The organism is Nocardia flavorosea, from assembly GCF_015477805.1.
Classification (GTDB): Bacteria; Actinomycetota; Actinomycetes; order Mycobacteriales; family Mycobacteriaceae; genus Nocardia; species Nocardia flavorosea_A.
Genome location: NZ_JADLQL010000001.1, coordinates 1,393,061 through 1,414,999 on the forward strand (window position 1 = coordinate 1,393,061; position 21,939 = coordinate 1,414,999).

Consider the following 21,939-nt stretch of genomic DNA (forward strand, 5'->3'; position numbering starts at 1 on the left):
CGTACCGATACTCCTGGCCGGAGCGAACCGGAAACGGGTCCGCCACCGCCGGTACGCACCCGGCCGCCAGTCGATGACATCAGCGGCCGGGTATCGGGTCCGTTGCTCTAGCCGGCTCCGGCCTCGGTGACCGCGGCCCCGGCCGCACCGTTGGTCTCGGCCTTGTTCTTGTCCTGCGGCCGGGCATCCAATCCTGCTTCTTTACGCTGCTGCGCGGTGATGGGCGCAGGCGCGTCGGTGAGCGGATCCACGCCACCGCCGGTCTTGGGGAAGGCGATGACCTCGCGGATCGAGTCGAGTCCGGCGAGCAGCGCGACGATCCGGTCCCAGCCGAAGGCGATACCACCGTGCGGCGGGGCACCGAAGGCGAAGGCGTCCAGCAGGAAGCCGAATTTCTCCTGTGCCTCGGCCTCACTGATGCCCATCACCTGGAAAACCCGTTCCTGCACATCCTTGCGGTGGATGCGGATACTGCCGCCGCCGATCTCGTTACCGTTGCAGACGATGTCGTAGGCGTAGGCGAGGGCGGAGCCGGGGTCGGTGTCGAAGGTGTCGATCGATTCCGGTTTCGGCGAGGTGAAGGCGTGGTGCACCGCCGTCCACGACGAATGGCCCAGCGCCACATCGCCGCTGGCGGTGGCGTCGGCGGCCGGTTCGAACAGCGGGGCGTCCACGATCCAGACGAACGACCACGCGTTCTCGTCGATCAACCCGACCCGCTGCGCGATCTCCGACCGCGCCGCACCGAGCAGGGCACGCTGCGCCTTGGCCGGTCCGGCCGCGAAGAACACACAGTCCCCCGGCTGGGCGCCCACATGCGCGGCCAGTCCCTCCCGTTCGGCCTCGCTGAGGTTCTTGGCGACCGGGCCGCCGAGCGTGCCGTCTTCACCGATCAGCACATACGCCAGACCTTTGGCACCACGTTGTTTGGCCCAATCCTGCCAGGCGTCGAGCTGGCGCCGCGGCTGGCTCGCACCGCCGGGCATGACGACGGCACCGACATAGGGGGCCTGGAACACCCGGAACGGTGTCTCGGCGAAGTATTCGGTGCATTCGGTGATCTCCACCCCGAAGCGCAGATCCGGTTTATCGCTGCCGAACCGGCGCATCGCTTCGGCGTAGGTCATATGCGGGATGGGGGTCGGAATCCGGTAGCCGATGAGTTCCCACAGCGCCACCAGGATGTCCTCGGCCAGCAAGATGACATCCTCCTGACGCACGAAGCTCATCTCGAGGTCGAGCTGGGTGAATTCGGGCTGGCGGTCGGCGCGGAAGTCCTCGTCGCGGTAGCAGCGCGCAATCTGGAAATAGCGTTCGATACCGCCCACCATGAGCAGCTGTTTGAACAGCTGCGGGCTCTGCGGCAGTGCGTAGAAACTACCGGGCTGCAGACGCGCCGGTACCAGGAAGTCGCGGGCGCCCTCCGGCGTCGAACGGGTCAGCGTCGGGGTTTCCACCTCGACGAATTCGTGCCGGGCCAAGACCGCGCGCGCAGCGGCGTTCACCTTCGACCGCAGGCGGATGGCATGGGCCGGAGCCTCGCGGCGCAGGTCGAGGTAGCGGTACCGGAGGCGGGCTTCCTCGCCGGGCTGCTCGTCGAGCTGGAACGGCAGCGGGGCACTCTCGTTGAGCACCTCGAGTTCCTTGACGTTCACCTCGACGGCGCCGGTCGGCAGTTCGGGGTTCTCGTTGCCCGCGGGACGCTGTTCGACCACACCGACGATCCGTACGCAATACTCCGCCCGCAGCCGGTGCGCCTGCTCGGCGGCCGGACCTTCGCGGAACACCGCCTGCGCCACCCCGGAGGCATCGCGCAGATCGATGAAGATCACGCCACCGTGGTCACGCCGCCGCGCCACCCAACCGGCGAGGGTCACAGTCTGACCGGCCTGCTCGGCTCGCAACGAACCGGCCAAGTGGGTGCGCAGCACGGGATTCCTTTCGACGTTCGGAGCACACCGGGACGGCCACCGGATGCGGTTGCCATCGTAGTGTGCCCCGGCCGGTGTACTGAAACGGATATATTTGCCAGCACCAGCAAAGTCGCAGCAAATACTTTCAGACGGGATGCTCGCATGACCTTCAACGAACGCGTGCAGATCGACCCCGGCCGCGCTTCCTCCGGTGGCGGCCCCGGCCGCGGCGGCAAGCTGGCCCTCGGTGGGGGCGCCGGCGGACTGATCGTTCTGGTCATCGCCCTGTTGATGGGTGGCGACCCCGGGTCGGTGCTCGGCGGGTTCACCGGCGCCCAGGACACGGGGCAGCGCGAGGTCACCGCGGGAACCCCCGAGCACTGCCGGACGGGCGCCGACGCGAATACCTATGTGGACTGCCGGGTGGTGCTCACCGCCCAGAGCCTCGATGCCGTGTGGGGCACGCAGCTGCCGGAACAGACCGGTATCGCCTACGAACAACCCGGGTTGCGCCTGTTCACCGGCTCGGTGGCCACCGGTTGCGGGTATGCCACCAGCGAGGTCGGCCCGTTCTACTGCCCGGCCGACCGCACCGCGTACTTCGATGTGGGCTTCTTCCAGGAACTCGTGGACCGCTTCGGCGCCGCGGGCGGACCGTTGGCACAGGAGTATGTGGTCGCGCACGAGTTCGGCCACCACATCCAGACCTTGCTCGGGGATATCGGCCGGGCCCAGCAGGATCCGCAGGGCCCGGAATCCGGGGCGGTACGCACCGAGTTACAGGCCGACTGTTACGCCGGCATCTGGGCACACTACGCCGACCGGACACCCGCGCCCGGCTCGGACACTCCCCTGTTGCAACCACTCGGCGATGCCGATATCCGGGACGCCCTGTCAGCGGCGGCAGCAGTCGGCGACGACCGGATCCAGGCGGCGGCGCAGGGCCGGGTGAACCCGGAGGTATGGACGCACGGCGCGGGCGAACAACGACAGAAGTGGTTTCTCGCCGGATATCGCACCGGTGCGGTGCGGGCCTGCGATACCTATTCCGCGGCGGATCTGGACAATCCCCAGGGCCTGCGCTGAACCGGTATCAGAACTGGCTGTCGTAGCCGGCGTCCTCGTCCGGATCGACCGCACCGATGACCTCCGGTGCCGATTCGCCCAACGGACCGGTGAGGTCGTCGTTGCCGGTCGCGCTGCGGTAGGACTCGACCGTACGACCGTGTTCCTCGTCGCTGTTGCGCTGACCGGCCGCACCCGGCGCGCCGCCACCCATGAAACCACTGGACGCGGGGGTGGTGGCCGCGGGAGCCATACCGGCGGGGAATGCGCCCGGCCGGACCACCGTGCCGATCGGCGGAGTGGTTGCGCCGGGAACCCCCGGCACCGACGGCGCTCCGGGCAGGCCCGGGGTACCGCCCGGCGCACCGCCGGTCGACAAACCCGGGCTACCGCTCGGCATACCGGGACTACCGGTGCTCAGTCCGGCCGCGGTGGTCGATGCCGGTTCCCCAGTGGTCGAGCCCAGTACCGACTCCAGCGCCGACGGATCCTGGGCAAGGCTCTGCGCCTGCTGCAACATCGGTTCACCGACGCTCTGCGCCACTTGCTGGGCGGCCTGCGCGGCCTGCTGACCGTCCACGCCGAGCATCTGCTGCACCACACCGCCCAGCTCCGCGGTCTTGCCCGCGAGGTCCCCGCGCGTGATGTTGGCAACCGTGACGGCCTGGCCCAGATGTTCGGTGGCCGAGGCGATGAGCGCGGTCTGCGCGGGCGGGGTCATCACCACCGGCGCGAGGGCGGTGGCCTGGGTGAGGAAGGAGGCCGCAATGGTGCTGAGTTGCGCATTGCCCTGCTGCACCACCGCGGCCGCGGCCTGCGTCATGGCCGAGATGTCGAAACCGCGCTGGCTGGTCTGCACGCCGGAATTGTTGGCTTCCTGCCCGGCCGTCTGGGCGGTCTGGGCAGCCCCGCTCTCCCACGACTGCCCCATGGCGGTCAGGCTGCTCTTGCCGACGCCCATCGCCACCTCGATGACCTGGGATGCCTGGCTGAGGATGGCGGTGGGGTCGAGCGCGCCGATGACCCCGGTCCCGAAACTGCTCAACAGGTCGCGAATGGGTGCGAACAGCACATCGATCCCGGGCAGCGCCGGGAGCGCGGCGCCGTTGAGCAGGGCGCCCACCGGATCGGACGGTAGTGCGGGGGCCGCTGCGGCGGGAACGCCCGCGGCGGGTGCGGCAGCACCGGCGGGCGCGCCCACACCGGCAGCCGTTGCCGCCTGGCCGAGGAGGCCCTGCGCCGTCTCGACCATGGGGGCCGCTGCCTGGTTCACGACGCCCAGCACATGATCTGCCTGAGCGGATACGTCGTCGACGGCGCCGGAAAGGATGTCCTGAGCGTCCGGCGGGTCACCGGCGAGCCCGGAAAGCCCCGGAGCCCCGCCCGGGACGCCTGCCGGCGCGGGGCCGTCTTCGGAAACCCGCTGCGAGAGAATGAATTCCGGCGATTCGACCGGCGATTCCCCCTCGGGTAGTTGCGCCAGCGGGATATCTTGGATGGCAGCACCCGGGTCCGGTGCGGTGGCCGGGGCCGCGGTCGCGGGGATATCGGCGGGCGCGGCGGGAACGGCATGCTGCAATTCCGGAGCGATGAGTCCCGCGGTGCCCGCGCCGTTGTCGAGCGGTTTCACAGCGCACCCCCCGCCGCGCCGAGCGCGCCGGCGGTGCCGTCGTCGGTGAGGTCGTAGTTGAGCGCGGAGGAGAACGCCGCTTGGGACAGGTGCTGATATTTGGCCGCGAGATCGTTGATATCGCGGGTCTGCAGCACCTGCGCGGCGGCGAACATGGCCAGATAGTCGGCGCCGATCAAACCGAACACCGGCGTCAGCGCGGCGATATTGCGCAGGGCATCGATATTGGCGACACCGGCGATTTCGGTGCCGATCCCGGCGTTCGTGGTACCGAACACCCGTAGCGCTTCGGTTTCCACCGAGGTATTGCTCATCGGGCTCCCCCCTGATTCATCGTGAACATCATCGCCACCGCGTGAAACTTCTCGTGTGCCACAACGACACGCGCCCCTGCGGCATCAAATGGTTGCCGACCGAATATAGCCCACCCCTCCGTTCCCGGACGAGACCGCGCCCGGACGCGAAACTAGAACAGGTTGCAAATTAGAACGAGTTCTATATTGTCGTCCGCATGAAGGTCGCAGTGACCGGCGCAGCCGGCTACCTGGGTACGAATCTGCTCCCGTTGCTCGCCGAGCGCGGCGACGAGATCACCGCCATAGACCGGGTAGCGCCCCGGCACGCCGCCGCGGAGAACGTCACCTGGGTGAGCGCCGATGTCCTGGATCCGGCCTCCATGCGGGCCGCCCTCGACGGCGCCGAGGTGGTGTACCACCTGGTCGCAGTGATCACCCTGGCAAACAAGAACGACCTCGCCTGGCGCGTGAACACCGAGGGCGTACGTGTCGTGGCCGAGGCCGCCCACGCCGTGGGCGTCCGCCGGTTCGTGCACGCGAGTTCGATTCACGCCTTCGACCAGTACAGCTGCGGCGGCTCGATCGACGAAACCACCCTGCGCTCCACCGACGCGGGCCTGCCTGTCTACGACCGGTCCAAATGGGCCGGTGAGATCGAACTCCGGAAGGTGATCGAATCCGGCCTGGACGCGGTCCTGTGCAACCCCACCGGCGTCTTCGGCCCCGCCGACCACGGAACCCCGCTCTCGCGGATCAACCGCTCCCTGCGCGACGCCGCGCGCGGCCGTATCCCCGCCATGATCGACGGCGGTTTCGACCTGGTCGACGTCCGAGATGTGGCACGCGGCCTGATCCTCGCCGGTGAACACGGCCGTACCGGGGAGAATTACCTGCTCGGCGGCGAGATGATCTCCATGCTCGAGCTCTGCCGGATGGCCGCCCGGCACGGCGGCAAACGAGGGCCCCGTTTCTCCATCTCGCCGAAGCTCGTCGCCGGTCTCATCCCGGTGATGGAGCCGATCGGTAAACGCCTGGGGACCGATGTCGTCTCCAAGGCGGCGCTCGGCGCGTTGGTTTCGGCGCCGCTGGTCGACCACGGTAAAGCCGCCGGCGAACTGGGGTATAAGCCCCGGCCGATCGACGATACCGTGCGCGATCTGGTGGCCTTCTTCGCCGACCCCCACGCCCCGCTCCCGGATTTCGACCCGGCTGCTTGACAGCAGTTAGAACGCGTGTTCGACTGGTCGCGTGCGGTGGCAGAACCAGACCCTGGACGCCGACGACGGCGCACTGCCCGGCCTCGGCCGGGCCGGGTTCGCCCGCACCGTACAGACCCCGGAGTTCGAGGGCATCACCTTTCACGAGGTGCTCTGCAAGAGCGCGCTGAACAAGGTCCCCGACGGCTCCCACCTTCCGTTCCGGTGGACGATCAACCCGATGCGCGGATGTTCGCATGCGTGCCGCTACTGCTTCGCCCGCGGATCGCACGAGTACCTCGAACTCGATGCCGGAACGGATTTCGACACCCAGATCGTGGTGAAGACGAATATCGCGGCGGTCCTGCGCCGGGAACTCACCCGCCGGTCCTGGCATCGGGAACAGGTGGCGCTGGGCACCAATACCGATCCCTATCAGCGGGCCGAGGGCCGATATCGGCTGATGCCCGGAATCATCGGGGCCCTCACCGATTCCGGTACGCCGTTCTCTCTCCTCACCAAAGGCACGCTGCTGCACCGGGATCTACCGCTGCTGAGCCTGGCCGCACGCGAAGTCCCGGTGCATATCGGGATTTCACTGGCCCTGCTGGACCCGGAGTTGCAGCGCGGCCTGGAACCCGGCACCCCGGGCCCACGGGCCCGCCTGGATCTGGTCCGCGCCTGCGGTGATGCCGGTTTCGCGGTCAATGTGATGGTGGCGCCGGTGCTTCCGTATCTCACCGACGGCCGGGCCCAGCTCGACGAACTGTTCGGCGAACTGGCCGCGGCCGGCGCCGGGTCGGCGGTCGTCGTTCCGCTGCATCTGCGCGGTAGTACGCGTGGCTGGTTCCTGGGCTGGCTCGCCGAAACCCATCCGGCGCTGCTGCGCCGGTACCGGCAGCTCTACCGGCGCGGCGCGGCGGTCGCTCCCGAGTACGCGTCGTGGCTCCGGGAACGGGTCGATCCACTACTGCGCGAGCACGGGTTGCGCCCGGATGAACCACGTCTTCCGCAGGCCCGTCCGGCACCGGAACCCGCCCGCACGCCGCAACTGGAACTGTTCGCCTGAACCCGGACGCCCGTTCGGCGGGCCGGTGCGGACCCAGGACGCGGCGCAGCCGCACGGAACGTTCGTGTGAAGTGGTCTCGCCGACTCGGGCCGATCCTCCGGGCACTCCCACCGGACCGCGCGCCGACGGCGCACCGGACGCGCACTTTCCCGGCGCGACGCCCCCCGGCAAGGGTAGGTTGGCGACTGGTAGCTCATTTCGACGAGGAAGTGAAGCACACATATGGTCTCGCACCCCGACAACATCGCCCCGTCCGATCCCGCGACCGCCGAAAACCCGCCCGGTGCAGCGGTACTGGATCGCGTCGTCATCCGGTTCGCCGGGGATTCCGGTGACGGTATGCAGCTCACCGGTGACCGATTCACCCACGAGGCGGCGGCGTTCGGCAACGATCTGGCCACCCAGCCCAACTTCCCGGCCGAGATCCGGGCTCCGCAGGGCACCCTGCCGGGTGTGTCGTCGTTCCAGATCCAGATCGCCGACCACGATATCCTCACCGCCGGAGACCAGCCGGATGTGCTGGTCGCGATGAACCCGGCGGCACTGAAGGCCAATCTGGCCGAGTTACCGCGCGGCTGCACCCTCATCGTCAACACCGACGAGTTCACCAAACGCAACCTCACCAAGGTCGGCTACACCGCCGATCCACTCGCCGGCGAGGACCTCGCGGATTTCGTCGTGCACCGGGTCCCGATGACGTCGTTGACCCTGGCGGCCACCGAACCCGCCGGTGTGGGCAAAAAGGATGGTCAGCGGGCGAAGAACATGTTCGCCCTCGGCCTGCTGTCCTGGATGTACGGGCGGCCCATCGGCGGCACCGAGAAGTTCCTGCGGGAGAAGTTCGCGAAGAAACCGGAAATCGCCGAGGCCAATATCCTCGCCTTCCGATCCGGCTGGAACTACGGCGAAACCACCGAGGCGTTCGCTACTACCTACCGGGTCGCCCCGGCCGCGCTGCCCGCAGGCACCTATCGGCAGATCACCGGGAACACCGCCCTGGCCTACGGCCTTATCACCGCCGGCTCGCTGGCGGGCATCCCGCTGTTCCTCGGCACCTATCCGATCACACCGGCCTCCGATATCCTGCACGAGCTGAGCAAACACAAGAACTTCGGTGTCACCACTTTCCAGGCCGAGGACGAGATCGCCGGGATCGGCGCCGCGCTGGGCGCCGCGATCGGTGGTGCCCTCGGAGTCACCAGCACGTCCGGGCCGGGGCTGGCGCTCGAGAGCGAAACCATCGGGCTGGCGGTGATGACCGAACTGCCGCTGGTGATCGTCGATGTCCAGCGCGGTGGGCCGTCCACCGGTTTGCCGACCAAGACGGAGCAAGCCGATCTGCTGCAGGCCCTCTACGGCCGCAACGGCGAATCCCCGGTCGCGGTGCTGGCGCCGCGCTCACCGGCCGATTGCTTCGCCACCGCGGTAGAAGCGTCCCGGATCGCGCTCACCTACCGGACACCCGTTCTCCTGCTGTCCGACGGGGCGATCGCCAACGGGTCCGAGCCGTGGGCCATCCCGGCGGTGAGCGAACTGGAACCGATCGACCCGGCGTTCGAACCCGCGGGCGACGATGATTTCCAGCCCTATGCCCGCGATCCGGAGACCCTCGCCCGCCCCTTGGCGGTACCGGGCACCGCGGGCCGCGCGCACCGGATCGGTGGACTGGAAAAAGCCGACGGCAGCGGTGACATCTCCTACGATCCGGCCAACCACGAGCTGATGGTGCGGCTGCGCCAGGCCAAGATCGACGGTATCTCGGTACCGCCCGCCGAGGTCGACGATCCCGACGGGCAAGCTCGAGTCCTGCTCATCGGGTGGGGCAGCTCCTACGGGCCGATCGGCGAGGCCTGCCGCCGTGTCCGCCGCCGCGGGGCCCGGGTCGCCCAGCTACATCTGCGCCACCTCAATCCGCTACCGCCGGACCTCGGCGACGTCCTGCGCCGCTACGACACCGTGGTGGCGCCCGAGATGAACGGCGGCCAGCTGGCCTGGTTGCTGCGGGCCGAGTATCTCGTGGACGTGCAACCATGGACGAAGGTGGCGGGAACGGCATTCTCTGCCCAGGAACTGGTCGGCGTGATCGACGCGGCCCTGGACGGCACACTTACCGAACTGGAGCAGAGCAAGGCCTTCACCGCGCGAGCTCGAGCGACGTATCGGGGGAACGGGGGCACCGCATGATCCGGTCAGGTCCCGAGACGGTAGCGGAGTGTGGCCGCGGAGGGCCCTCGATCATGCGCGAAAGGGGCACAGCATGACCATTATCGATACCTCACCGACCGGTGCGGACCTCGGCATCACCCCCGTCTCGGGTTCGACCGGCGTACCGCGCGCGGATGGTCCGCAGAAGGCGAAGGACTACACCTCCGATCAGGAGGTGCGCTGGTGCCCCGGCTGCGGCGACTACGTCATCCTCGCCACGGTGCGCGGTTTCCTGGCCGAACTCGGCCTGCGCCGGGAGAACCTCATGTTCGTCTCCGGAATCGGCTGCTCGAGCCGATTCCCGTATTACCTCGACGCCTACGGGATCCACTCGATCCACGGCCGGGCTCCCGCCATCGCCACCGGGCTGGCGGTGACCCGCCCGGATCTGTCGGTGTGGGTGGTCACCGGGGACGGAGATGCGCTCTCCATCGGCGGAAACCACCTGATCCACGCGCTACGCCGCAATGTGAACATGACCATCCTGCTGTTCAACAACCGGATCTACGGTCTCACCAAAGGGCAGTACTCCCCCACATCCGAAGCGGGTAAGGTCACCAAATCGACGCCCATGGGTTCGGTCGATCATCCGTTCAACACCCTGTCGGTCGCGCTGGGCGCGGAAGCGACCTTCGCTGCCCGGGCGCTGGACTCCGATCGCGCGGGTCTCACGGAGGTGTTGCGCGCCGCCGCCGAACACCGCGGCACCTCGTTCGTGGAGATCCTGCAGGACTGCCCGATCTTCAACGACGGTTCCTTCGATGTGCTGCGGCGCGGCGACAGCGAATCCCGCCTCATCCGGCTCCGGCACGGTGAACCCCTGCGCTTCGGCACCGACAGCGAATACGCGGTGGTGCAACGCGGTTTCGGACTCGCCGTGGCACCGACAGCCGAAGTTGCCGAGGACGAGATCGTCGTCCACGACGCCCACCGCGATGATCCCGAGTACGCCTACGCCCTGTCGCGCCTTTCCGACCAGGATCTGGACCACGTGGTCACCGGTATCTTCCGGGCCGTCCGGCGAGCAACCTACGACGACGGCGTCCGGGCGCAGACCAGCGCGGCCCAGGAGAAGATCCCGCCCGGGCCCGACGCGCTACAGCGTCTGCTCACCGGATCGGAGACCTGGACGGTCTGACCGGCGCATTCCCTCTCGCGCCGCGGGCCGGCCCGGGCAGCCGGATCGGCCCACGCGGCGGTTTTCGGCGCAAGGTACCGCGTCCCGATAATCACCTGGAATGCGGTGCTCACTCCGCTGCACCGAGCCGGCCGGGCGAGCCGGACCATCGCCGAAGCGATCGGCACGGCACTCCGGCAGCGGTGTGCAGTCCCGGCCTGTCCGCCTTTCGGAGCTTTGCAACCCGCTCGACGCCGCCACGGTGCCGGCATCCCGGCGCGTTCGTTCTCCGCGCCGCCGCGCACGGCGGGTGCACACACCTGCGCTGCCCAGCCGCCGAGGTCACCGATATCCAGACTGCTCACGCATCTCGGGACGGCGACTCATCGACCGCCACCTGTCTCAAAACAGTCCGGTGATCTCCTGGTCCGTGAGGACGATCGGTGCGACATAGTCCTTGGACCGGGCCGCGGTGGCCGCCCGGTACAGCGGGCGCTCCGGGAGGGCGGCATCGCGGGCTTCGGCGCGCAACTGGTGGACCAGTAGGTCGGCTACCGCGAGGCCGGCGGCGAGTTCGCTGCGCGACAGCGCGTCGGCGAGCCGGCGCAGGCCCAGGATATGCAGTTCACGGCCGCTGCCCGCATCTGTGTACATGGCAAGCGGCACCAGTTGGCGGTCCGGGCCGGCCGTGAGCCGCAGGATCACCCGGCTCAGACGGCCCGGGTGTACCAGCAACTCGACACCGGTTACGGCGGGCACTCGCAACCGGCGCGTCCGCCACAGTGTCCGCGCGTAGAGTGTGTTCCCGGCCAGCCACAGGCGCCGCCGCCGGACTGCCAGAACGTACCCGGCGGCCGGTACGGCCACCACGAGCGCCGCCACCACACCGGTGACCGGCCCCAGGAACAGTCCGGCCACCAGACCGACGACCAGGGCGAGACAAACCGCGACCAGCACCAGGCGGCGCAGCACCGGCGCGTACATCTCGGGTGCAACCAGGTCCAATCCGATTCGCTGATCGGCATCGGGTGGGGGCGAATCGGTCACGGCAGCGCTTTTCGGTCCGGGAGCAGGGTCGCCCGCAGAGTACTACGGGCGGTCGGACAGGGTGGCGACGATCTCCGCCAACGGGATCTGCCGCTGATCGCCCGTGCGCATATCCTTCAGCCCGATGGTCTGTTCGGCGAGATCGCGGTCGCCGAGAATCAGCGTATAGCGGGCGCCCGACCGGTCGGCGGCCTTCATGGCTCCTTTGACCCCGCGGTCGCCGTAGACCAGGTCGACGCTGATCCCGGCGGCCCGGAGTTCCCCGGCCAGCACCACCATCCGCTGTTTCGCGGCATCGCCGAGCGGAACCCCGAATACTTCGCAGCGGGCCGGATCGCCCGCGGCGACCCCTTCGGCGGCGAGCGCCAGGACGGTGCGGTCCACCCCGAGCCCGAACCCGATACCGGACAGCGCCTGCCCACCGAGTTCCGCCATCAGACCGTCGTAGCGGCCGCCGCCGCCGATCCCGGATTGTGCGCCCAGGCCGTCGTGCACGAATTCGAAGGTCGTCTTCGTGTAGTAGTCCAGGCCACGCACCATCCGCGGGTTCAGCACATACGGCACGCCGAGCGCGTCGAGGTGGGCGAGGACCCGGTCGAAGTGGTTTTTCGCCGTTTCGGACAGGTGATCGAGCATCAGCGGCGCGTCGGCGGTCAGCTCGCGGACCTCGGGCCGTTTGTCGTCGAGTACGCGCAGCGGGTTGATCTCGGCGCGGCGGCGGGTTTCGGCGTCGAGGTCGAGACCGAACAGGAATTCCTGCAACCGCTCGCGATACTGCGGACGGCAGGTTTCGTCGCCGAGCGAGGTGATCTCGAGCCGGAAACCGGTCAGGCCCAGACTGCGGAACCCGGCGTCGGCGACCGCGATCACTTCGGCGTCCAGCGCGGGATCGTCGACGCCGATGGCCTCCACCCCGACCTGCTGCAGTTGCCGGTAGCGACCCTTCTGGGGGCGCTCGTAACGGAAGAACGGACCCGCGTAGCTCAGTTTCACCGGTAGTTGACCGCGGTCCAGACCGTGTTCGATCACCGCGCGCATCACCCCGGCGGTGCCTTCCGGCCGCAGGGTCACGCTGCGTTCGCTGCGGTCGGAGAAGGTGAACATCTCCTTGCTCACCACGTCGGTGGACTCACCGACGCCGCGCGCGAACAGTTCGGTGTCCTCGAAGATCGGCAGCTCGATATGCCCGTACCCGGCGAGTCGGGCGGCGCGGAGCAGGCCGTCGCGCACCGCGACGAACTCGGCCGAACCGGGCGGGACGTAATCCGGCACCCCCTTCGGGGCGGAGAAGCTGCTGGTCTTGGTCACGGTGAACCAGTTTCCACCACCCGGCCCGGTCGAGTCCAACCGGTTACCGCGACCGCAGCGCCCGCCCGGCAGTACCGGGCGATATCCGGGGGCTCACAGCCGGAGATGGCAGACTCTCATTCCGGAACCAACAGACCAGAAGCGACCGGCCGGGCCCGGGCCCGGCCGCCGCACGGGAGGAACGTGGTAGTGCCGAGCAACGAACAGCGCCGAGCGGCGGCGAAACGCAAGCTGGAACGACAGCTCGCCAACCGGGCCGAACGCGCGCGCAAGCGTAAGCAACTCACCATCGCCGGATCCGCGCTCGGCGTCGTCGTGGTGATCGCCGCGGTGACCGGTGTGTATTTCCTGACCCGCGGCGAGGACAACGCCGATTCCGCCGCCTCGCAGACACCCGACGCCTCGCTGTCCAGTACGCCGGGCGTCGCACCGCCGCCGCCCGCGGCCGCCAAACCGGCGAGTGTGAACTGCGTCTACAACGACACACCGGAGCCGGCGGCCAAACCGGTGGAGAAGCCGCGCACGGAGGGGATCCAGACCGGCGACGGAAACGAGTCGCTGAGCCTGAGCGTGGACACCAACCACGGCCCACTCGGGCTGACGCTGAACAATGCCGAGTCGCCGTGCACCGTGAACAGCTTCGCCAGCCTGGCGGGCCAGGGTTATTTCGACGGTACGGATTGCCATCGCCTCACCCAGGGCGAGGGGCTGAAGGTGCTGCAGTGCGGTGATCCGACCGGCACGGGTACCGGGGGCCCGGGCTATCAGTTCGACAACGAGTACCCCACCGACCAGTACCCGCCGAACGATCCGGCTCTGTCGAAACCGATCACCTACAAGCGTGGTGTGCTGGCAATGGCGAATGCCGGGCCGGGCACCAACGGTAGTCAGTTCTTCATCGTCTACGGCGATTCGATGTTGCCGCCGAACTACACGATTTTCGGCACCGTCGACGAGGCCGGTCTGGCCACCCTGGACACCATCGCCGGGCTCGGCCAGGACGAATCCAACGGCCCGGGCGACGGGAAACCGAACCAGCCGGTGACGCTGAAATCGGTACGGATCGACTGAGATCGGCCGGGCGGGTTCGCCCCCGTAGCCGGCCCGTAGATATATGCTGGTCGGCGTTACGTAGTGAAGACTGTGCCCCTGTCTCTCGGGTAATCTCGAAAGTGGGAGTGCGCGTGACCATGTCGCGCTCACCGGTCGCCGTTCGGGCCGGTGCGCTGCCGGCGGGATCTTCCGGAGAGCGGATCCCGGCGGACCGTTCGCGGGTCGGGTGGCGAATCCCGATTCGCCCGGCGCGGCTCCGCTGCCGCCGGGCACCATGAACACCCATAGTGACCACCGCAGTATCGGGAGCAGCCATGTCCGAGGATATCGACGATATCGGCCGGGAAACCGCGGCCATGATGAAGACGATGTTGCAGATCGCGACGCTCGTCGCGCTGAAAACCCGGGAACGCGGTCAGCGTGAGGCCGAGGCCCGCGTGAAGCTCACCGAGGCGCGGGTGAAAGAGGCCAGGGAACTGCAGATCCGTGAGGCGCGCGATGCCAAGTCCAAGGATCCGCGCAACCTCGCATTGGCCCAGACCATTTCACGGGCGGCGGCCGAGGTGAAACCCGGCTCCTCCGTCCCGCAGCGGGAAACGGGCGCTTATCGCGGGGTACAACTGGAGAAGGACCGGGTCACCCTGGAACGATTCGCGGAGAATTCCGACCAGCTGACCGGGGCGGCCACTGCGGTGAGTTACGACTCGGTGGAGCGCCGGGCGGCGCTGGCCGCGCATCTGTCCAGGATCGGGATCGCCCCGGAACTCGCGGCGGCCCGGATGCTGGTCGAGGTGGGTCAGGCGGGTCCGGCCAGCGAAGCGGCCCGCAACCGCCCGGACCGGACCCCTGCGGTCCAGCGCGCCCGGGAGCAGGAACTCAGCCGAAGTCGCGGACTGGAACGGAGCCGCTGACCGCACTTCGGCGGTTCGCCGGAATTTCACCGGGCTGCGGCCGCCGGTGCCGATCGGCACAACACGAAAACGCCCGTCGTCGACGGGCGTTTTCGTGTACGGCACCACGGACCGTCAGCGTCGTGGATCCTCGATATCGATACCACCGGCGGGTTCGGATTCCGCGGCCGAACTGTTCTCGTTGTCCTCCGGTTCGCTGAACAACCCCTGCGGCGGTGCGGCCAAGGGCAGCGGATCGAGCCTGTCCTTGTGCCCGTTGCGTACGCTGCAGTACTTGAACGGACCGCGGGGATCGAGCAGAACCGCCATGTGCTGATCGGCATGGTCGAGGAACCACACACTCATTCCGGTGGCCGGATCCTGCCGGAGATGCTCCCAGGCCCGCCATACCGCGTCGAGCCGGACCACTGCCTCGGTGTGTTGCCACCATTGCGGGCACCAGACGGTATCGCTGAGGTCGCTGACCTGGCGGCGATAGACAACGCTGAGGTAGTTCTCGACGAACTCCACCACGTTCTCGTAGACGAGCTGTCCTTGCTGTGGGGGGGTCTCGGTCACAGCGGGCGAACCTCCTGCCTGTCTCCCGGCCCGTTATCCGGTCCGGGGGGTGTTTCTCCCGGTCCATTATCCGGTCCCGAGGGTGTTTCTCCCGGTCCACTGTCGGGTCCCGGGGATGTTTTCTTGATGAGCGATGGAGAGCCGATGAGATCGGCGACAAGAGTTTTCTGCTGCGGATCGTGCTGTTCGATCGACTTCTTCACCAGCGACGCGTATTCGCCCTCCCACCATGGCACAGTCCGCACCAGTACCGGCGGCGCACCGGACGAGAACACGATCGCGCGCCCGCGTGGCAGCGTGGCCAGCGCCTGCACCGTGAACGTCTTCGACGAGCCCAGCGACCGTGAGTAGCTCTTGCTGCCCTTGGATTCCGAGACCGACCCCGATATGGACGAATGCTCGCCGATCGCTTCCGAACGCTCGCGCAGGAAATTCGCATCGTCGACACCACTGCCGAACACCTTGATATTGGCGGCCGACCAGAGCGCGTTCATCCCGTCGTCGCCCCAGCACCGGGCGCCCTGCGCCCAGGATTGCAGGACAGTCATGACCACGATGCCGCGTGACCCGAAGTGGCTGTACTGCTTGGGCAGATCCTTCCAGCGGACCACATTCGCGGCCTCGTCCAGCACGGCCAGCAGCGGAATCGGCAACCGCCCGAACGCCGATCTCGACGCCTTGCGCATGGCGACATCGATAACGGCCTCGGTGAGCGCGCTCACCAGCGGGGCGGCGGACCCACGGCCTTCGAGGGACAGGCTGTAGAGCGTGCCGTTGTTCTCGATGAACTCCAGCTCGTCGAACTGCGCCCGGTCTCGTTCGTTGGGATCGGTTCGCGGGGTCACCCATTTGTGCACATTACGCAGTTTCAGGCAGCGCACCATTTTCTTGGCGGTACTGAAGATCCCGCTGCGGGTCCGCGGATCGGCGTCGTACTGGGCGCGCAGACCGGACGCCGAGTAACCGTGCCCGGCATTGGCCAGCAAGATGACCGGCTCGTGGTCGTTCGGGTTGGTCACCCATTCCCAGATCTGCGTGATCGGCCGCATGCCGACCGCGGCGGCCAGGAAAAGACCCGCCAGCAGGTCTTCGGCCTCCGGGTCGAAGAAGTTGTCCTTACCGGAATCCGAACCGCTGTCGGCGTCGGCGAAATGCCCGGCCAGCCGCGCCGCCCGCATCTCGCAACCGTCGCTGTGCGCGTCCACCCAGTCCAGCGGGTTCCAATACCAGGTGGGCTCCTCGGCCGCGACGCCCTGCGGATCGAATACGAAGGTCCGGCTGCCCTTGGCTTCCCGGACGTCCCGGGTGGCATCCACGACATCGCGCTTGTTGGAGGTGGCCAGGACCGGGCCGATGGCACTGAGAATCGCCGGAATGACCCGTGAACTGGATTTCCCCTGCCGTGGCCCCCAGATATCGAGGTGCAGGTCCTCGTAGGAGCCGTAGAGCATGGAGCCGTCGGCGACGGCGACCCCGATCGGCACTCCCGGCGCATCGTCGGAGCCGAGCCGTACACCGAGCTGGGCAGCCTTTTCCCGGACACCGGCCTCGGTGATGGCCGCGATGGCACCGCCGTTGCCCATGACATCGGCCTTGTCGTCCACCGCCAGCCGGCCGATACTGCGCTTGGCGGCGGCCCGGCGGCGCCACAGCACGAACCCGGCCAACGCGGCGACGACCAGCACCAGGATCACCGTGGCGCCGGTGGGCCAGCGCAGTTCGCCCTTGACCATGCCCGCGATGATGGCGATCGGATTGACCGGCATATCCTGCTTCTGCAGCGAGAGCATATTGCCCAGATGCAGCGCCGCCCAGACGGTTCCTAGGACCGCACCGCCCACATATATCGCGATCAGGGTGAGATCCGGGCCGGGGACGGCCGGATCCTTCACCGGTTTCTTCTTCGCCATACCTGCCTCCTCAGTGGTCCCCGCCCGTGGTCACCGATAGCCGTCGAGCCGCCAGCCCGCGGGCGTATGCACCACGGTCGCGATCACGGTGGCCGGTGCCAGGGGTTCCTCGCGGCCGTCCGGGTAGACGACGGTCTGCTCGATTCCGATCTTGTACTGCCGCACAGCAGGATCCGGTCCGGCGGGCGGCCGCTCCCCGGACGCGAACGTGAACGCTTCCACCCGCGCACCCGCCGCCGCCCATTCACCCCAGCGCAGCGAAACACCGGGAACCGCCGCGGTATCCGTGGGCGCGTCCAGAACCCGGACCAGGCTGGGGCCCAGGAATCTCCGCGCGCGTTCCAAGGAATCACCCGGCACCTCGGTTGCCGGTTCCCACCGGTAGATCTCCCGCAGCGCGGCGACAGCGACTCCCTCGGGCGTGGCCGGATCCGGTGCGGGGACGGCCTCCAGCTGCCGCGGAGTGGAAACGGCCGGGCCGCCTGTCGTTCCCGCGTCGCCGCCACCGCTACAGCCGCTCAGCATCGTGATGCCCAGCATCAGCGCCACCACCAGTCCCGCACCGGCACTCGTCTTCCGGTTCCAGGTTAACCGCCACGACGCCGGACGAGCCGCCGATCCGCGCGTGTTCACAGCACCCTCCTCGCTCGGGCATCTCCGGGTACCGGTGCCTGGGCGACTCCACCGGCGGCATCCGCCGTGACCGCGGGGGCCGCGTGGATCATCTGCCCGTTACCGGCGTAGATGCCGACCCGGGCGGGGCCGCGCTCGGCGAACTCGCTGAAGACCAGGTCACCGGGCTCCATTTCGCTGACCGACACCTCGGTTCCGGCTTCCCACTGCTGTTCCGCGGTGGGTGGTAGCGAGACCTCGCCGCCGGACGCGGCGAATACCGCGGCCGAGGTCAGACCGGGGCCGTCGAGGCCGCCGCTGCTGGGCCCCTGCGGCCCCCCGCCACCCCAGACGTACGGAGTGCCCAGCCATTGGTGTGCGGCTCGCACGATCTCGTCGCCGGCGGCAGCATCGGTATCGGGGGTGAAGCGGCCGGCGGCGCCCGGGTCGCGGTACTCGGCCTCCATAGCGAGGATGTTCGCGACGTACGGCTGGGTTTCCGAATAATGTGCGGCAACCTGGTTGGGCATCCCACCGGAGGCCAGTACCGCCCCCTCGCCCGCGTTGTACGCGGCCAGTGTCAGCGCGACCACATCGCCGTGCACCCGGCCCTCGGCGATCCAGCCGTTGATCTTGTGCGCGATCGCGCACATATACCGGCCCTGGCCGATGATGGCGTCACCGTCGTCCCATACGCTGGCCACCCCGTTGCCGTCGGCGTCGATGACATACGGCTGTCCGTCATCGGGGTTCGTACTGGCGGCGGTACCGGGCAGGAACTGCGCGAGACCCTGCGCCCCGGCCGGGGAGGTGAGACCGCGCCGGAAACCGGACTCCTGGCGGCCTTGCGCGGCCAGCAGCGACGGCGTGATCTGCGGGCACAGCGATCCCGCCCGGCGGTACCAGATCTCGAGTTCTGGCGGTACCTTCCCGCCGGCCAGCGCTCCTCCGGGGGTACCGAAACCGCGTACGCACGCCGGGTCGGTCGAATAAGCACGCGCACCACCGAGGTCGGGAGTCGGTGCGCCGTCGAGCCAGGGCACCGGGTCGATCTGCCGGCCGCCGGTGAACCGGCCGCCGGGCACGACCTCGAAATGCAGGTGCGGACCGCTGGATTCACCGGCCGAGCCGACCATCCCGATATGCTGACCGGCCCGCACCTGCTCCCCCACCCGCACCAGCACGCCGTGGTCCCACATATGCCCGTAGACGGCCGAAAACGCCCGCCCGTTACGCGGATCGATCGAATCGACCACGATCCAGTTCCCGAAGCCGGACGCCGGACCGGCAGCCACCACCACACCGTCGGTGACCGAGAAGATGGGGGTGCCGTCCGGAGCCGCCAGGTCGATACCCTTGTGCCCGCCGCCGCGCGAACCGAAGACATCGGACACCGAATACGTTCCGGCGGCCATCGGCCAGGTCCGGTCCAGCGGCCCGGCACCGGCGGCGAGTGACGGGGTGGCGGTCGCGGCGGGGTTGGCGGTCGCATCCGGGAGATCGCCCGCCGCCCGCGGATCCCCACCCGGCGGGATCGCTCCGGTCGGATCCACCACCGAGCCCCCTTCGCAGGGGTCGTCCACCGCAGGCAGCACGATGACCAGAATCACCGTCATCAGCCCGAGTACCACTCCGAGCGCTGTCCACAGCACCGATTTCGCGTTCACGGCCGCGCCTGATTCACGTGTGGCGCCGGCTTTCGTTCAAGCTGTCCGCCAGCGCCCGGTTCACTTCGGCGGCCGCGGCCAACTGCTGCTGCAACAGCGTGACCTTTCGTCGCAGGGCAGCCGCGTCCATCCGGTCCAGACCCGGGCCCTCCGCGGCTCGTACCCAATTGCGCACCGAATTCGTGTGCACCCCGATCTGCTCGGCCACCACCCGGCACGCTTCCGATTCGCTGCGCAGTTTGCCGGTGAGCGCGATGACCTGCTCCACGGCTGCGGCACGGACCTCGGGCGATACCCGCCGATACGACCGGTGCGGCATCATGAACCGCTCCCTCCCCCGGAATACGCACCGTCGCCGGCCGCGGCCTCGCGGGCGCCGGAACGGCCCGGATACGCGGTGAACTCGTCGAACCGCTGATTGGTGTCGTGGATTCCACTGAGCTTCTCGGCCGCGGTGAACTCCATGTGGAACGGGATACCGGGCCGGCGATCCTCACCGATCTTCAGCAGGAATTTGCCGGTACCCGGTGGCGAGGGCCGCATCTGCCCCGGTTTGAGCGCCTCCCCGGTAAGTGCCTGGGGAGCCGACCAGCTGGTCACCATCTCCTCCTCGGCAACGGTGAAGGGCACCGTGCTGTCCAGCCGTTTGATCTCCTCGGCCGGCAGGGCACCGAAGATCTTGGCGCGGGCACGTTCCAGGAAGCCCAGTGCTTTGGCGATGGCCGCTTCCGACCCGAGCGCTTGCAGGTCCTTGATCGTATGGCTGATCATGATGAGCGCGGTGGCGATACCGCGCTGCAGACGGGTCAGTTCGTCCACCCGGTCGACCATGAAATCGCCGAGGCCGAGCACCTGCCACAGTTCGTCCATCACCACCTGGAAGTAGCGCTGCGGGGCCATCCCCGCGTCGGTGAGGGTATGCGCCGCCTCCACCGCGGCGAAACCGTCGGCCCAGCAGGCCAGCATGACGGCGGCCTTGAGTTTCTTGTCGCCGTTCGGGATATGGGAGACGTCGATGCAGACCGCCACCGAATCGGTATCGATCGGTACCGTGGTCTGGCCGTTGAACACCGCACCGAACGGCCCCTGGGTGAGGGCGCGCAACGAACGCCGCAGCCCCCTGATCGCCTCCTGGTACTCGCCCGGGCTGTCGGCGCCGGCGTCCAGCATCATCTCCTCGCCACCGGCGACGATGACCTCGAGCAGGTTCTCCATGATCGGCGGCCGGTCCGGGGTGTAACCGCTGCTCGGCCGGTACAGGATCCGCAGCGCGGTGGAGACCAGCGTCTCCTCGTAATCACGCACCCGCGCCCCGCGCACGAGTTCCACCAAGCCGGCGATGAGCGTGACCTGCCGTGCGTGCAGATCCTGCAGTACCTGACGTTGCAGTTCCGGATGCTCGTCGAGCCGCGGCACGATATCGCCCAGGACCCCGCCGGCCAGCGGATTGAGTTTGCCGTGGCCGTATCCCAGATCGATCACCTGCCCTCCGACCAGCTCGACCAAGCGCCGGTAGTCGGGTTTGACATCGGCGAGGATCAACGGGGTGATGTTCTGCGCGACCCCGCCGAGCACGATGCGGCGGACCAGCGACGATTTTCCGAAACCGTTGAGCCCCAGTACGAACAGGCTCGGCGCGGTGATGAAACTCCCCCGCATGAACCAGTTCATCGGATCGAAGCACACAGGTGCGCCGGTATGCAGATGCGATCCGAGCGGGGTCCCGATCAGCGGTGCGCCGGCGCCGACCGACCACGGCCACAGCCCGGCCACCTGCGCCGTCGTGGCCCGGTACTCGACGGGACGGCCGACGACATTCATCCGGCCGCCGCCGGCCCCCGCATAGCCGCGTTCGGTGAGCTGTGCGGTCTGCCGGTCGAAACCGTCCTGGAACTCCTGTTCGGCGCGGGCCTCGTAATTGCGCCGACGAATATCGTCGGTGCGGACCCGGAAGGTCGCCCACGCCGCCCGTAATCCGGCGCCCTCGCGGCTGATCTCCTCCAGCCGGGACCGCGTCGCCGGATCGAGCAGCGGCGGCCCCGACTGTTTGCGTTTCTCGGCCCGCACCTTCGCCCGGCGCGCGGCCTTGTCGAATTCCGGGGTGCCCATCGCCCGGTCGGCGGTGGTATCGACTCGGGCCCGGCGCACCCGTTCCCGGTTCGCGGCGCCCCGTTCGCGCGGAGTCCGGCCGGCCGGATCGGTGCTACGCGGGGCCGCGGCCCGGCGTTCGGTACGTGAGCGGCCGCCCTCGTGCCGCTGACCGGTTACGTCGGGTTCCCGGCCGCGCCGGTCCTCGTCCCGGCCCGGCCGGGTCCGCTCGCCGGTGGCGGCCCGGACCCGGTTCCGTTCCCGCAAAGGGGGTTCGTGCTCGCGTACCATCA

The 21,939-nt window shown here is 68.5% G+C and carries 18 protein-coding genes; 7 read left to right on the forward strand and 11 right to left on the reverse strand.

The genetic code is table 11. From position 1 onward, the window contains the following. Nucleotides 1-107: 107 nt before the first annotated feature. Nucleotides 108-1,931 (reverse strand): aspartate--tRNA ligase, encoded by a 1,824-nt coding sequence (gene aspS, locus IU448_RS06225; RefSeq protein ID WP_195054473.1) that lies wholly within the window; start codon nt 1,929-1,931, stop codon nt 108-110. Between the two features lie 144 nt (nt 1,932-2,075). Between aspS and IU448_RS06230 the strand changes: the two genes are divergently transcribed. Further along, entirely contained in the window at nt 2,076-2,999 is a 924-nt protein-coding gene (locus IU448_RS06230; RefSeq protein ID WP_195054474.1) for a neutral zinc metallopeptidase, read from the forward strand. A gap of 7 nt (nt 3,000-3,006) precedes the next feature. Here the strand turns inward: IU448_RS06230 and IU448_RS06235 are convergent, their stop codons facing one another. Further along, nucleotides 3,007-4,608 (reverse strand): hypothetical protein, encoded by a 1,602-nt coding sequence (locus tag IU448_RS06235; protein ID WP_195054475.1) that lies wholly within the window; start codon nt 4,606-4,608, stop codon nt 3,007-3,009. Continuing rightward, entirely contained in the window at nt 4,605-4,922 is a 318-nt protein-coding gene (locus tag IU448_RS06240; RefSeq protein WP_195054476.1) for a type VII secretion target, read from the reverse strand. The genes IU448_RS06235 and IU448_RS06240 overlap by 4 nt, the downstream gene beginning before the upstream one ends. A gap of 197 nt (nt 4,923-5,119) precedes the next feature. Between IU448_RS06240 and IU448_RS06245 the strand changes: the two genes are divergently transcribed. The 4 genes from IU448_RS06245 (at nt 5,120) to IU448_RS06260 (ending at nt 10,513) form a co-directional block, all read left to right on the forward strand. Continuing rightward, nucleotides 5,120-6,121 carry an NAD-dependent epimerase/dehydratase family protein gene (locus IU448_RS06245; protein WP_195054477.1) on the forward strand — a complete coding sequence of 334 codons (1,002 nt, stop codon included), beginning with the start codon at nt 5,120-5,122 and terminating at the stop codon, nt 6,119-6,121. A gap of 31 nt (nt 6,122-6,152) precedes the next feature. Beyond that, the gene (locus IU448_RS06250; RefSeq protein WP_195054478.1) at nt 6,153-7,169 is read left to right on the forward strand and encodes an Rv2578c family radical SAM protein; all 1,017 of its coding nucleotides are present in this window, start codon (nt 6,153-6,155) and stop codon (nt 7,167-7,169) included. A 223-nt stretch (nt 7,170-7,392) separates the two neighbouring features. Next, a complete protein-coding gene (locus IU448_RS06255; RefSeq protein WP_195054479.1) occupies nt 7,393-9,354 on the forward strand; it encodes a 2-oxoacid:acceptor oxidoreductase subunit alpha in 1,962 nt (653 codons plus the stop codon). Nucleotides 9,355-9,427: 73 nt separating this feature from the next. Continuing rightward, nucleotides 9,428-10,513 (forward strand): 2-oxoacid:ferredoxin oxidoreductase subunit beta, encoded by a 1,086-nt coding sequence (locus tag IU448_RS06260; RefSeq protein WP_195054480.1) that lies wholly within the window; start codon nt 9,428-9,430, stop codon nt 10,511-10,513. Nucleotides 10,514-10,894: 381 nt separating this feature from the next. Here IU448_RS06260 and IU448_RS06265 read toward each other — a convergent pair whose 3' ends face one another. Continuing rightward, entirely contained in the window at nt 10,895-11,539 is a 645-nt protein-coding gene (locus tag IU448_RS06265) for a hypothetical protein (protein ID WP_195054481.1), read from the reverse strand. Nucleotides 11,540-11,581: 42 nt separating this feature from the next. Further along, entirely contained in the window at nt 11,582-12,847 is a 1,266-nt protein-coding gene (gene hisS / locus IU448_RS06270) for a histidine--tRNA ligase (RefSeq protein WP_195054482.1), read from the reverse strand. Nucleotides 12,848-13,036: 189 nt separating this feature from the next. On the opposite strand from hisS, the gene IU448_RS06275 reads away from it, so the two are divergent. Both IU448_RS06275 and IU448_RS06280 read left to right on the forward strand, forming a co-directional pair. Continuing rightward, nucleotides 13,037-13,918 (forward strand): peptidylprolyl isomerase, encoded by an 882-nt coding sequence (locus IU448_RS06275; RefSeq protein WP_195054483.1) that lies wholly within the window; start codon nt 13,037-13,039, stop codon nt 13,916-13,918. 296 nt (nt 13,919-14,214) lie between these two features. Beyond that, on the forward strand, nt 14,215-14,811 hold the full coding sequence (locus IU448_RS06280) for a hypothetical protein (protein WP_195054484.1): 597 nt from the start codon (nt 14,215-14,217) through the stop codon (nt 14,809-14,811). Nucleotides 14,812-14,925: 114 nt separating this feature from the next. On the opposite strand, the gene IU448_RS06285 is transcribed toward IU448_RS06280, so the two are convergent. From IU448_RS06285 to IU448_RS06310, 6 genes are read right to left on the reverse strand one after another with little or no spacing between them, the layout of a single operon-like run. Then, complete coding sequence (locus tag IU448_RS06285; RefSeq protein WP_195054485.1) at nt 14,926-15,369, reverse strand: DUF4913 domain-containing protein; 444 nt, start codon at nt 15,367-15,369, stop codon at nt 14,926-14,928. Beyond that, the gene (locus IU448_RS06290) at nt 15,366-17,279 is read right to left on the reverse strand and encodes a type IV secretory system conjugative DNA transfer family protein (protein ID WP_195054486.1); all 1,914 of its coding nucleotides are present in this window, start codon (nt 17,277-17,279) and stop codon (nt 15,366-15,368) included. Before IU448_RS06290 ends, IU448_RS06285 begins: the two co-directional genes overlap by 4 nt. A gap of 30 nt (nt 17,280-17,309) precedes the next feature. Continuing rightward, nucleotides 17,310-17,912, reverse strand: coding sequence for a hypothetical protein (locus IU448_RS06295; RefSeq protein ID WP_280456587.1), 603 nt, complete (start codon nt 17,910-17,912; stop codon nt 17,310-17,312). Beyond that, nucleotides 17,909-19,558: a peptidoglycan DD-metalloendopeptidase family protein gene (locus IU448_RS06300; RefSeq protein WP_195054487.1), complete on the reverse strand. Its 1,650-nt coding sequence runs from the start codon at nt 19,556-19,558 to the stop codon at nt 17,909-17,911. The genes IU448_RS06295 and IU448_RS06300 overlap by 4 nt, the downstream gene beginning before the upstream one ends. Before the next feature lie 13 nt (nt 19,559-19,571). Beyond that, entirely contained in the window at nt 19,572-19,880 is a 309-nt protein-coding gene (locus IU448_RS06305) for a transposase (RefSeq protein ID WP_195054488.1), read from the reverse strand. Then, complete coding sequence (locus IU448_RS06310) at nt 19,877-21,937, reverse strand: hypothetical protein (protein WP_228812040.1); 2,061 nt, start codon at nt 21,935-21,937, stop codon at nt 19,877-19,879. The genes IU448_RS06305 and IU448_RS06310 overlap by 4 nt, the downstream gene beginning before the upstream one ends. Nucleotides 21,938-21,939: the final 2 nt, after the last annotated feature.

Bases quoted from the DNA above. Each gene is read 5' to 3' on its own strand.
- IU448_RS06230 (WP_195054474.1), top strand. From the start codon at position 2,076: ATGACCTTCAACGAACGCGTGCAGATCGACCCCGGCCGCGCTTCCTCC.
- IU448_RS06240 (WP_195054476.1), bottom strand. From the start codon at position 4,922: ATGAGCAATACCTCGGTGGAAACCGAAGCGCTACGGGTGTTCGGTACC.
- IU448_RS06280 (WP_195054484.1), top strand. From the start codon at position 14,215: ATGTCCGAGGATATCGACGATATCGGCCGGGAAACCGCGGCCATGATG.
- IU448_RS06310 (WP_228812040.1), bottom strand. From the start codon at position 21,937: ATGGTACGCGAGCACGAACCCCCTTTGCGGGAACGGAACCGGGTCCGG.
- IU448_RS06245 (WP_195054477.1), top strand. From the start codon at position 5,120: ATGAAGGTCGCAGTGACCGGCGCAGCCGGCTACCTGGGTACGAATCTG.
- IU448_RS06255 (WP_195054479.1), top strand. From the start codon at position 7,393: ATGGTCTCGCACCCCGACAACATCGCCCCGTCCGATCCCGCGACCGCC.
- IU448_RS06305 (WP_195054488.1), bottom strand. From the start codon at position 19,880: ATGATGCCGCACCGGTCGTATCGGCGGGTATCGCCCGAGGTCCGTGCC.
- IU448_RS06260 (WP_195054480.1), top strand. From the start codon at position 9,428: ATGACCATTATCGATACCTCACCGACCGGTGCGGACCTCGGCATCACC.
- IU448_RS06290 (WP_195054486.1), bottom strand. From the start codon at position 17,279: ATGGCGAAGAAGAAACCGGTGAAGGATCCGGCCGTCCCCGGCCCGGAT.